The sequence below is a fragment of the Parapedobacter defluvii genome (assembly GCF_014642075.1).
In the GTDB taxonomy this organism is placed as follows: Bacteria; Bacteroidota; Bacteroidia; order Sphingobacteriales; family Sphingobacteriaceae; genus Parapedobacter; species Parapedobacter defluvii.
In genome coordinates, this window is sequence record NZ_BMIK01000039.1 from 1 (window position 1) to 11,923 (window position 11,923).

The 11,923-nt window shown below is 40.4% G+C and carries 11 protein-coding genes; all 11 read left to right on the forward strand.

Going from position 1 to position 11,923, the window contains the following annotated elements:
• The first annotated feature begins 590 nt into the window (after nucleotides 1-590).
• The 11 genes from IEX60_RS24425 (at nucleotide 591) to IEX60_RS24470 (ending at nucleotide 11,512) form a co-directional block, all read left to right on the forward strand.
• Complete coding sequence (locus IEX60_RS24425; RefSeq protein ID WP_188754017.1) at nucleotides 591-1,274, forward strand: peptidoglycan-binding protein; 684 nt, start codon at nucleotides 591-593, stop codon at nucleotides 1,272-1,274.
• Complete coding sequence (hxsD, locus tag IEX60_RS24430; protein WP_188754018.1) at nucleotides 1,275-1,640, forward strand: His-Xaa-Ser system protein HxsD; 366 nt, start codon at nucleotides 1,275-1,277, stop codon at nucleotides 1,638-1,640.
• Between the two features lie 17 nt (nucleotides 1,641-1,657).
• Entirely contained in the window at nucleotides 1,658-3,154 is a 1,497-nt protein-coding gene (gene hxsB / locus IEX60_RS24435) for a His-Xaa-Ser system radical SAM maturase HxsB (protein ID WP_188754019.1), read from the forward strand.
• 59 nt (nucleotides 3,155-3,213) lie between these two features.
• Nucleotides 3,214-4,260, forward strand: a complete 1,047-nt coding sequence (gene hxsC / locus IEX60_RS24440) for a His-Xaa-Ser system radical SAM maturase HxsC (RefSeq protein WP_229717782.1) — start codon at nucleotides 3,214-3,216, stop codon at nucleotides 4,258-4,260.
• Nucleotides 4,261-4,486: 226 nt separating this feature from the next.
• Complete coding sequence (locus IEX60_RS24445; RefSeq protein ID WP_188754021.1) at nucleotides 4,487-6,337, forward strand: PD40 domain-containing protein; 1,851 nt, start codon at nucleotides 4,487-4,489, stop codon at nucleotides 6,335-6,337.
• Nucleotides 6,338-6,342: 5 nt separating this feature from the next.
• Complete coding sequence (locus IEX60_RS24450; protein WP_188754022.1) at nucleotides 6,343-7,779, forward strand: MBOAT family O-acyltransferase; 1,437 nt, start codon at nucleotides 6,343-6,345, stop codon at nucleotides 7,777-7,779.
• Nucleotides 7,780-7,786: 7 nt separating this feature from the next.
• Nucleotides 7,787-9,634: a carbamoyltransferase family protein gene (locus IEX60_RS24455; protein WP_188754023.1), complete on the forward strand. Its 1,848-nt coding sequence runs from the start codon at nucleotides 7,787-7,789 to the stop codon at nucleotides 9,632-9,634.
• A 29-nt stretch (nucleotides 9,635-9,663) separates the two neighbouring features.
• Nucleotides 9,664-9,813 carry a DUF5989 family protein gene (locus tag IEX60_RS25235; RefSeq protein ID WP_373285086.1) on the forward strand — a complete coding sequence of 50 codons (150 nt, stop codon included), beginning with the start codon at nucleotides 9,664-9,666 and terminating at the stop codon, nucleotides 9,811-9,813.
• Between the two features lie 10 nt (nucleotides 9,814-9,823).
• Nucleotides 9,824-10,192: a hypothetical protein gene (locus IEX60_RS24460; protein WP_188754024.1), complete on the forward strand. Its 369-nt coding sequence runs from the start codon at nucleotides 9,824-9,826 to the stop codon at nucleotides 10,190-10,192.
• 108 nt (nucleotides 10,193-10,300) lie between these two features.
• Complete coding sequence (locus IEX60_RS24465) at nucleotides 10,301-10,795, forward strand: Pycsar system effector family protein (RefSeq protein ID WP_188754025.1); 495 nt, start codon at nucleotides 10,301-10,303, stop codon at nucleotides 10,793-10,795.
• Between the two features lie 3 nt (nucleotides 10,796-10,798).
• The gene (locus IEX60_RS24470; protein WP_188754026.1) at nucleotides 10,799-11,512 is read left to right on the forward strand and encodes an adenylate/guanylate cyclase domain-containing protein; all 714 of its coding nucleotides are present in this window, start codon (nucleotides 10,799-10,801) and stop codon (nucleotides 11,510-11,512) included.
• Nucleotides 11,513-11,923: the final 411 nt, after the last annotated feature.

Here is an 11,923-nt window from a genome sequence, read left to right on the forward strand (position 1 = left end):
CCATAAGAACCTGAAAGACCTCTATCCGCAGAACTATAAGATTATGGCTCATAAATCAAACATGTAGTTCATAGGGCGGATACGATGATAATGAATGAGCTGTTTGATAAGAGGAAGTTAACTTTGTCAAAGAGTGGATTGATATGGAACCTACCCTAGGCTGATTAATAACTATTTTTGGCGTTTTAAAGTTAGATACAGTAAGCGAAGTTTTTCAGTCTTTGGCGGCAATCTTGTTAGGCTAATAAGGATGTTCCGGTTTCACGTAATGTCCGTCCATCCCATTCACTTACTTTCGTAGCATAAACAGTATTTGCAAATTTCAGAACGATGTATTACCTTGCGTGTTACAACGACTTTTATAAACTAAAAGGCCTGATACAAAAGAGCACAAACAAACAGTCATCAACATTATCCCTGTCTACCGCCATGCGTAAGCGTTTCCTTTACCGTTTTTTAGTCTTCGGATCCTACCGCGAATGTAGACGTGGGTCGGTGTCTGATAGAACAGCTAAACAAAAGGATACCACGGGATATATCATACCAAATCGCGATAAATATATTTGGCTATAAACTTCTACAAAACAACCATGAGTTCTAAGTTTTCATTCTTATTAAGGAAAGTCTTTTTAAGTTCTTTGGCGGGGATCGTGGCGAAGGATGTGAGCGGTTCTATCGCTAGTAACGGAGTTTACTTATCTGATATTGGCGATAGAGAAGGTGCGTTACTATTGGAAAAATCAAGTAATCTACAGCAAAAATTGATACTAAAGAAAAGCAACACCGACGAGTGGAGCGTTATGGCACATCGCAGCCACCGTTCTCATTCCTCCCATAGGTCGCATTATTCAAGTAGCTCTGGCGGATCGGGTCGATCGGGCAGTTCCAGTGGTTCCTCTAGTCGATCAGGGAGCTCGGGAAGCTCAAGCGGTTCCAGTAGTTCAGGAAGCAGCGGCAGTGTGGTCAGACCAAACCCGCTTATCTCGCCCCCAAGAAGTACGGAGAGTAATTTGGGAATAAGTGCTACAGCACTCAAACTTGGTGCTAGAACACTGAAATTGGGGATGTCAGGAACGGATGTGACGGAGCTAATCAATATTTTTCTAAAGAAAAAATACCTTAAACTCGATGATGGAAGAACACAGGTGACCGGCTCTTACACCTATGACGAAACGATTGAAGCGACAGTAAAGCAATTCCAGATAGACAACGGAATGAAAGCCGATGGTGTCTGTGGAGCATTAACCGTGTATTATTTGAAAAAGGAAAAATAAATGGTCGTTGATTTTCTGCATAGTCATAAAGCCCAGCTGAAGGTCAACCGGGAATTATATGGCGAAAAAGTCATACATAAATGCCTATACTGGTGGGCGGCACGATTATCTGTAGATTTTGACAAAGACGACACTAGCTTTGTTATCACATTGTCTGATCCTACTGAAAGTTTGAATTTAAAAGATGTCATAGCAAGTATGAAGAGGGATTTGATTGATTTTAGAACGAGGGAGATTATCACAGACGAAACCAAGCATATCCGAGCAATGCTTATCGCTAAAGCATTTGCAAATGATGATGCCTTCGACGAAAATCCTCCGGGGGGCATTAGTGATCCGACGGGGTTTGATCCCGTCAAGCCTTAACTGAGAGATAATTGCCTATGGAATTGCCGATAGCAAAAGATTTCCGGAAATTTAAAGGACCAGAATTTTACGAAGCTGAATTTTCAGAATATTTTCTTCTTCCATTTAAGTTTCATAGAATAAACGACGAAAAGGAAGTTCTGGTAAATGAAGTTGGCGACTTTTTAATCGTCCCAATTGGGACTGCAAGGAGGATAGCTAGCAGGGATATACAGAAGGACGAACTGCTTTATGAAGACCTTTTTGCGAATTCTTTCATTTCAAACAAGCCAATTCCTGATTTGATTGATGTCTTAGCAACCAGATATCGCACCAAGAAATCGTTTCTTGACGACTTTACTGCGCTTCATATTTTTGTTGTTTCACTACGTTGTAATCATTCCTGCCACTATTGCCAGGTATCAAGAGTCTCCGAAAACAGACAGGAGTTCGATATATCCATTGAAGATTTGACGAGCGGAATAGAACACATGTTCCGTTCTCCATCTCCATCCATAACTATGGAATTTCAAGGCGGGGAGCCGCTACTAGCTTTTGATCGCGTAAAGTTCGGCGTCGAATATGCGCTTAAATTAAATGAGACCTTTAAGAAAGACATCACGTTTGTGGTGTGTACAAACGCCACAGTCTTCACGGATGAGATTTTGGAATTTTGTAAGGAACATCAAATTATCATATCAACCTCATTAGATGGGCCGGAATTCTTGCATAATGCTAATAGACCGAAGTCTGGAGCAAAAAGCTATCAAATGGTAATTGATGGAATCAATAGGGCCAGAAATCAGCTTGGTGAAGATCAAGTGTCTGCTTTAATGACAACAACATCCTTAAGTTTAGAATATCCAATTGAAATTATTGATAATTACATTGAAAATGGATTTTCGAATATCTTCCTCAGACCAATCAGCCCATATGGCTTTGCATTAAAGAACTCAAAGAAAAATAGATACCATACTGAAAAGTATCTCGAATTCTATAAAAAAGGATTGAAATATATCATTGAGTTAAATAAACAGGGGGTGTTTTTTGTTGAAGATTACACAACTATCATACTAAAAAAGATACTTACACCATTTCCGGTGAGCTATGTCGACCTTCAATCTCCTGCGGGCATGATAAATAACGTTGTTGTTTTCAATTACGATGGTTATGTATATGCTACGGATGAATCGCGAATGCTCGCTGAACAGGGTGATTTTACATTTAGGCTTGGACATGTAAAAGATAACTACCGATCAATATTCTATGGTGAAAAGGCAAGGTTCCTCAGTCAGTATTGGTCAAATGAATCATTGGCGGGTTGCGCAGACTGCGGCCTTCAATCTTACTGCGGTGCGGACCCGGTATTTCACTACGCAGCCCAAGGAGATTTTGAAGGTTACCGGCCAACGTCAGATTTCTGTATCAAGAACATGGAGATAATAAGGCACATCTTTGATCTGCTCGATTCAGACGGAAAAGCATTGATGCCCATTTTTAATTCATGGATAAATAATAGGCCAAGGTATCAGTAACAATGATTCAACTTAGAACCAGAGGCATACCCATAAATATAACAGAGACTTTGATTAAGGTGTCTTATATAAATGCCGTGGGCGAGTTGGTTTGCTTTTCACCCAGCCTTAATAAAACCGTGTTGCTTTCCACAGGTGTGCCGCCATTGGAGCGTCATCTGGTAATTGCGGCCATTCCCTCTTTAAAAGACTTCGGAATTGGGGATATCCTGTTAATCAGTCCAAACGGCACAATAAGTTCGCTATTCCGGGAGCAATCAGCGCACAATACGCTATTTATAACAGATAGATGCAATAGCAATTGCTTGATGTGTTCCCAGCCTCCTAAGAACACCGATGACTTAGATTATTTTTTTGAGATTAATTCCCAGCTTATCAGGATGCTACCTCCCGATCTGAAAGAATTGGGAATTACAGGGGGAGAGCCAACTATTTTAGGGAGTAGATTTATCACACTTTTGGAACTGATAACCGAATATCTTCCTAATACCGCCATCCACATTCTGACGAACGGGCGAAGTTTTGCATGGAAGAACGTAGCGCAGGCTATCCAGAAAGTCTGCAATCCGAATTTAGTTTTCGGCATCCCATTATATTCCGATTATTACCAGCAACATGACTACATTGTTCAAGCGAAAGGAGCTTTTAACCAAACTATTTTGGGCTTCCACAATATGGCCCGTTATGGGCAGCGGCTCGAATTGAGAATAGTTTTACATAAACAAACCTACAAACGACTTCCTTCGCTGGCGAAGTATATTTTTATGAACTTGCCGTTTGTTGAGCATATTGCCTTGATGGGGTTAGAATATACCGGCTATACTCCTAAAAATAGCGATTTGCTTTGGATGGAGCCGAGTGAATATGCTGACGAATTGGAAGAGGCGGTCTCATTTTTAGATGGAATGGGTCTGGCGGTATCGATTTACAATTTACAGCTTTGTTTGTTGAAACCGTCGCTTTGGAAATTTGCTCGTAAATCAATTTCAGACTGGAAGCAGGAATATTTAAATGAATGTAGCAGATGTAGCTTAGTAGCGGAATGCGGCGGCGTGTTTGCGACATCCAAAAAACATAGCGGGAAAATAAAGGCTATCGCAAAATGATATTTTAAGCGCTTTATTACATCAACTTATGAACAACGTTAACCCAACGAATAATGAAAGAACTTTCAAAAGATTTGCCCTAGTCCTTGCTATCCTACTACTTGTAAACCCCGTTGTCTTTTATCTCGTAATCGGTAGATTAGCGCCAAGTTTATTCATTCCATTGGTTATCGTTGGCTTGTTTGTTTTGTTGGTAGAAAATAGACGCCTAAAGCCAATCGGTATCTTGCTGTTTAATTTAGTGATCGTTGCTTCAATCTTACTGCATGCGGAGGCCGTTTTTACCTATAGGTTCACCGATTACATCATTGAAGACCTTTATAACGTAAAGCACAACTACTATTTCAATAAGCCTTATCTCGATAAAACTTTTCGCGATAAAGAATTCCTAGTGCAATACAAAACCAACAAACAAGGATTCCGAATAGGTGCGGAAGACGATCCGGAAACTGAAGTTGGTGCGGCAGATTGGCTCTTCATCGGTGATTCCTACACACAGGGCGCACAGGTCCAATACGAGGAACTCTATACGAGCAAACTGTTTGATTACTTTCCGAATAAAATTATCGTAAACGCAGGGATTAGCGGACTCGGTATAATTGACGAATATTACTACTATATTCATGAAGGGAGTAAACTCGGTGCTAAAAAAGTATTTCTTCAGATCTGCAACTTCAATGATTTTATGAACGTGGATAAGCGCCAATTTGGATTCTCCGATTACCTGATGCAACACTCGAATTTCGCTCGATTCGTTTTATACGGGTTCAAGTATGCAAATCCTGCAGAGCTTCCGTTGGGAAGGTGGACGGAGCCATTCTATCCCGACGAAAAATCCAATAGAAATTTTAATGTATTTTATCAGGAGCAATCCGAAAAAAAACAACGGGATTTGAAAAACTTCAAGCTATATTTTGAAAAATTAGCTGAAAAAGTGAAAGCGGATGGAGCTGAACTGGTTGTCATCCAAATCCCTACTAAAGAACAGGTTTACTACAAGTATTTGGATGAAGTTATTACGAATTTCAATATTGATGCATCAAAATTAGATTTAGATTTTCCAAACCGGTTAATGGCCGAGCTTTGTGACGCGAATCAAGTGAAACACCTCGACTTGCTTTCTGATTTTACGGATACTGGCAGCCATCTTTTTTTCCAATTTGACGAGCACTTGAATGTAGCTGGGCATGACCGGATTGCCCAAAGCTTGGCCAACATGGAGTTTGCTTCGAACGACCAGGCATATGGTGTACCATCCTTAATAAGCAAATTAAACGTTGGCGATAGATATCCGGTTTTTGTTGGAGGAGATAACAATTCGCTTACCTACCAGTCTTTTAGAGACGGTAATATGGAGCTATTCATCGCCGATAGTTTGTTCGAAAATATCCGTCGATTAACGTGGAACAGTGTCGACGAAATCCATCCGTGGACCTCTCCAGACGGAACCCAATTGGTTTGCACAGAAGGCAATCAGTCAGCGAACAATACGAAAGTTGTCTTGATGAATATCGACGGTAGCAATAGGCGATATATCACAAATCAAGAAAACGTCTTTGGGGCAATCCCGGCATTTGACTTTCAGGGAAATAGGATCGCCTATGCAGAATGGGTACAGGCAAAAAATTCAGGTTATCTATCGAACCCCCGTATTGTGATTTATGATCTCCGCACAGGTGAAAAATCCTATATAACTACCGATGACTATGAAAGTTGGCGACCTATCTTCTCTCCTGATAGTCAAAAACTCTACTTCATTTCGAAAGAAGTTGACAATCAATTTGACGTATTCGAATATACGTTATCAGATGGAATCAAAAAGAACATTACTAATTCGCCTTATGATGAGTGGGATCCTGCCATTTCGAAAGACGGAAGAAAACTGATCTACGCAGGGAAACAACACGGTAATTGGGATTTGTTTTTGTTGGAGTTGGGAACCAGCAAAAGCTATCCCTTAACTCGTAGTCTGGGCAATGAATGGGATCCTACATTCTCGCCATCGGGCAAATACGTGTACTACGCTGCTACATATGGGTTGCGTAACGGTATTTTTAAAATTTCTTTAAAAGACTGACCTATATGCCGTTTAACTCCATTTCATTTTTTATATTCTTTTTGCTGTTTACCATAGCATACTACTTGATTCCAAGTACCGGAATCAAAATAGGGATATTGATAATCGGGAGTTACTTTTTCTATGCTTACGCTGGAGTTCATCACCTCGCTTTCTTACTTCTGGTTACTGCAATAACCTATCTGATATCTCAGTCAAACAAACAGCAAGCTATGAGTCGGATTAGACTCTTATTGGGTATTGGATGTATAGTCGTATTATTGCTTACCACAAAATATGCGTCGGTTCTGTTAGGCGATTGGCCACCAATAAACTTTTCAGAAGGAAACCTTTTAGCTATTCTCGCCGTGCCGATTGGCATTTCATTTTACTCACTACAAGCAATCAGCTTATTGGTTGATCTATACAGAGGACGATATGTGCAACCTCTGACATTGAGAGATGTTTCGTTATATCTGAGTTTTTTCCCTCAGGCCGCGTCTGGCCCAATACATCGCGCTGGCGAACTAATCCCGCAATTTCAAAGGGTAGGGAAGTTTACTTCGGCACATGTTGTCTCCGGATTGAAAACGATATTGCACGGTTATTTTTGTAAGCTGATTATCGCCGATAAAATCTCGCTTATCATCACGCCAATCTTTAATGCTTGGGATAAGTTTGATGGGCTTTCGTTATTCATCTCTGCGTTGCTTTATTCCTTTCAAATCTATTTCGATTTCTGGGGGTACTCACTTATCGCGATCGGTGTCGGCCGCGTTTTAGGCTTTAAAATCAATGTTAATTTTGTTGCACCGTACCGCGCATCATCCTTTAGGGAGTTCTGGCATCGGTGGCATATTACACTGTCGCGATGGATGCGTGACTACATCTACATTCCGTTAGGAGGAAATAGGTTCACCTTTATCCGATTCTGTTTCGCTATTTTCATAACATTTCTCGTAAGTGGAATATGGCACGGAGTAACAATTAATTTTTTGTTGTGGGGCGGAGTACACGCTGTTCTGTATTTGGTTGAAGACATTATAAGACGTCAATGTAAAAACTATGGGTACAATCAACTTTCCACCCAAGCTTTCAAGATATTTCAGCCATTTAGGTGGTTCCTGTTCTTTCTTATGATCTCGTTTACTTGGCTAATTTTCAGGACCGAAAATATCCACAGTCTTTACGGGATGGTAAGCAAAATGTTCACAATTCGTGATTGGTCTGTATCGATGACATATGATTATTACTTTAGCGGCATTAATATCGTTTATTTATTTGTTATATCGGTAGCCTTTGTCATTTCACATGCCCTTTCCAAATTTATAAATACCCAAGTTAGCTCACCGGTATTGAAACGCAAGCTTTTGGTGGAATCATTATTCGTTTGTATATGCCTCCTGTCCATTATTCTATTGGGCGATATGGGCGGGCAGGAGTTTTTATATTTCAAGTTTTAGCAGGCGTATGGCAAGGGTATTGGGCATATCGGCGTTTTATCATGATTCTGCAGCTGCGATTGTTATAGACGGCAAAATCATTGCAGCGGCGCAGGAGGAGCGATTTACCAGACGAAAGCATACGGCCGATTTTCCAGCAAACGCAATAACGTTCTGTCTCGACCAAGCCGGATTGGACATCGATGACCTAGATGCCGTAGTTTTTTATGATAAGCCGTTACTCAAATTTGAACGGCTTCTTCAAACCTATTACGCATTTGCGCCCAAAGGACTTATTTCATTCTTAAAGTCGATTCCCATATGGTTGAATGAGAAATTGTTTCTAAAAAGAGTAATCTATAACGGCCTAAAAGAAATCGGACACTATGATAAAAAGAAATTGAAGCTATTGTTTTCGGCTCATCATTTATCGCACGCTGCAAGTGCGTTTTTCGCTTCTCCTTATCAGACAGCTGCGATTCTAACGATTGATGGAGTTGGGGAATGGAGTACAGCATCCATCGGCATAGGAGAGGGGGCAAACATTAAAATTCTAAAGGAAATGGAATTTCCTCATTCTGTGGGCTTGCTTTACAGCGCTTTTACATACTACCTGGGTTTTGAGGTGAATTCAGGAGAATATAAAGTAATGGGCTTAGCGCCGTATGGCGATCCGCAATCGGAAGAGACCGATACGTACATATCGGCAATCAGGACCAGGTTAGCTGATATTAAAGAAGACGGGTCGCTATGGCTTGATCAAAGCTATTTCGGTTATGCAACAGGTCTGCGGATGGTCAATCACAGAAAATGGGAGGAGCTATTTGGCTTCAAAAGGCGGAAACCTACTGACGGCATATTGCAGCACCATTGTAATCTTGCATTAGCCATACAGACTGTGGTCGAGGAGGTCGTTTTTAAAATGGCCTTGGAAGCGAAAAGCATTACCGGTGCGGATTCGCTATGCCTAGCAGGCGGCGTCGCACTAAATTGTGTAGCTAACGGCAAACTTTATAAGAAACAGCTATTTAAAAATCTATTTATTCAGCCCGCTGCTGGAGATGCAGGTGGGGCGCTGGGAGCAGCGCTAGCTGTGGCCCATATGTATTTTGATGTCAAGAGACCTCCTGATGATGAGGATCAGATGGCAGGTTCATATCTAGGTCCGGAGTATACCGATAGTGAAATCAACATCCTAAACCGGAAAACGAAAGCCGTCTATACAAAATATGAGAGTTTTTTAGATTTAGCCGGCTTTATCGCAGAGGAACTGGCCGAAGGAAATATAATCGGTTGGTTCCAGGGTAGGATGGAATTCGGGCCGAGGGCATTGGGAAACCGAAGTATCTTGGCAGACGCCAGAAATCCAGCAATGCAAATGCTACTAAATACAAAAATCAAATTCCGAGAGAATTTCCGGCCATTTGCACCTTCGGTATTAGCAGAGGATGTAGACAGGTATTTCGAATTTGATGGTAGGTCTCCGTACATGCTTTTAACGGCTACAGTACAAAATGAAAGGAGAAAGGCACTGCCGGAAAATTATCACAATCTCAACCTTCAGGACAAGATCTATTTAGAGCGTAGCGAGTTCCCTGCCATTACCCATTTGGATTTCTCCGCACGGCTTCAAACGGTTCGCCAAGAAGAAAATCCGAGATATTGGGGACTGATCAATGCCTTTAAAAATATAACTGGCCATGGTATTCTATTGAACACGAGTTTCAACGTCAAAGATGAACCGATAGTCTGTTCACCAACCGATGCTTATCGTTGCTTCATGAACACGGCAATGGATTATTTGGTCATTGGAGACTTTGTCTATTCAAAAGCTATGCAGCCCGGTTGGGGAAAATCGGAGAAAACACAAGACTAAATGTTGAGCTTCCCTAAATACATACTCATATGGAATTTATAAAAGATATTCTGGGTTATTTAAGGCACCGAAAAAAGTATTGGTTAGCATCGTTGATATTCATCCTGTTGTTAATTGGCTTTTTGATCGTATTTGCAGGGAATAGTGTTGTGGCACCGTTTATTTATACGTTATTTTAGCTGCTTATATATGACTAAATTAAAGGATAATCCCATTGCAACCGTGTTGATCGTTACGTTGCTTCTTCTGATTGTTTACCTGATTACAAATTCGGCAATCGCGATCTTTTTTGCATTGACGGTGGGAATATCAGGATTACTTTTTAATTCAGTGACTGAGGCCATCGATCGACTTTGGACAAAGTTGGCCGGAATACTCGGACTGATAATTCCTAATATTCTGCTGATGTTGGTTTTTTATTTATTCTTGACGCCTTTAGCCATGCTGGCTAGGGCCTTCGGGAAGAAAAATCAACTTAATCTAAGAAACATGAACGCCTCTTTATTTCAGGAGCAAAAAGAGATTTTTGATAAAGCGTTTTTCGAAAGACCATGGTAATCAAATTCTATAAAGCGCATAGCTTCGTGTAACGTAAAAACTTATGATAGGATAATGTAGAATTGGAAGTAGATGAAAATTTAGCATATATTTGTGTTGCCTACAATTATGGATAATATCAAAGAAACTATTGCAAGAGCCGAGATAAATCTCCAACGTAAGCTCGAGTGGACTTCACGCTATGACACCCGGATAATATTTGTTGCTGGGATAGCAATAGCCATGCTTGGAATCCTTGCCAATGCAAGTGGAATAATGGCAAATTGGACTTGCTTCGCTTATATCTCATTCGGGCTTACTCTACTTCTCCTTTTGTTGTGTTTAGGATGTGTCTATTTGGCTCAGTCTCCTAAGGTACTTGCTCCAAATCAATCGCTTTTGTTTTTTGGAACAATAAGTAAACTTGACTATTCTGATTTTAGTGACAAGTTTAAAAACACAACTAATGAAAAATATTTGGAAGACCTGCTCCACCAAATTCATATAAATTCGGTGATACTTTGTGGCAAATTTGCATATCTGAAATATGCAATATTTTTCATTGGACTATCCGCGATACCTTGGGGTATTTCCATTTATTTGTCAAAACTTTATTTAACGTAAGAAATGGCTATTTCAGATAACCTAACCGATGAGATTTCTGCCATTTTAAACATAGCATGGGATAAGCGTGACGGAACTGTTATTCCAACAACCGACAGTGTCACCTTAAAGAATGGATCCGTAAAAGTAAATGCAACTTTCCTTTATGCAGATTTGGCTGGTTCATCATTGCTTGCACGGCATTGTCCCTGGGAAACAACAGCTAAGATAATAAGGGCTTATTTGGATAGTGCTACACGATTGATTAGGTATTACAATGGGGAAATAAGAAGTTTCGATGGAGACCGGGTTATGGGTGTCTTCATGGATGGTAATAAAAATACAAATGCTGTTAGATGCGCGTTTGCGCTAAATTGGGTGGTAAATAAGATTATCGACCCCAAGTCAAAAGAAAAATTTCAGTCAATCCGTGACAATTCAATTGACATAAGGCACTGCGTGGGCATAGATACCGGAGAATGCGTGGCGGTCCGTGCCGGAATAAGAAATAATAACGATTTGATATGGATTGGAAGACCTCCGAGTTTCGCAGCGAAATTATCGGATGTTCGTGACTATCCGTGTTCCATATTTATTTCGCGAAAGGTTTATGACAATATGTTGGATTCCGTAAGATTTACAATTAAAGATAATGTAAATATGTGGCATTCAGACACGGAAACTTTTGCTTCAAAAACCGAAGCTGTTTACAAAACGTCTTATCATTGGGCACCATAACCTAAAAATCGATATTAAATGATTTTTATCGCCTAAACAGCTGTCCGAAAAAAGAGAGGGTTACTATACCAATAATTCAATCTTTTGGCCATTTATGATAAACAGGATTGAATTTTTCCAAGATTAACAAACGTACGAAGATTGTGAAATGCAATTATCGATGGTATTATCTTAACCAAACATTAGTAACCACAAATGCTTAAATGACTAGACAATATCAGTGTAATCGGTAAATAAGAATACACAACTTTTGGCAAATAAGGGTACACAATAATCGGCAACAATACCTACACAACTTCGGCAACAAACAGTGCAGAGTGATGGCAGGCTGCTTCGGTGTTATTCACCCGGGGCATGCCCCGGGTGAATAACACACCTTTGCGGTAAAAAAGCGAAGGTTATCATGAATCA

Bases quoted from the DNA above. Each gene is read 5' to 3' on its own strand.
- IEX60_RS24425 (WP_188754017.1), top strand. From the start codon at position 591: ATGAGTTCTAAGTTTTCATTCTTATTAAGGAAAGTCTTTTTAAGTTCT.
- hxsD (WP_188754018.1), top strand. From the start codon at position 1,275: ATGGTCGTTGATTTTCTGCATAGTCATAAAGCCCAGCTGAAGGTCAAC.
- hxsB (WP_188754019.1), top strand. From the start codon at position 1,658: ATGGAATTGCCGATAGCAAAAGATTTCCGGAAATTTAAAGGACCAGAA.
- IEX60_RS24450 (WP_188754022.1), top strand. From the start codon at position 6,343: ATGCCGTTTAACTCCATTTCATTTTTTATATTCTTTTTGCTGTTTACC.
- IEX60_RS24455 (WP_188754023.1), top strand. From the start codon at position 7,787: ATGGCAAGGGTATTGGGCATATCGGCGTTTTATCATGATTCTGCAGCT.
- IEX60_RS25235 (WP_373285086.1), top strand. From the start codon at position 9,664: ATGGAATTTATAAAAGATATTCTGGGTTATTTAAGGCACCGAAAAAAG.
- IEX60_RS24460 (WP_188754024.1), top strand. From the start codon at position 9,824: ATGACTAAATTAAAGGATAATCCCATTGCAACCGTGTTGATCGTTACG.
- IEX60_RS24465 (WP_188754025.1), top strand. From the start codon at position 10,301: ATGGATAATATCAAAGAAACTATTGCAAGAGCCGAGATAAATCTCCAA.
- IEX60_RS24470 (WP_188754026.1), top strand. From the start codon at position 10,799: ATGGCTATTTCAGATAACCTAACCGATGAGATTTCTGCCATTTTAAAC.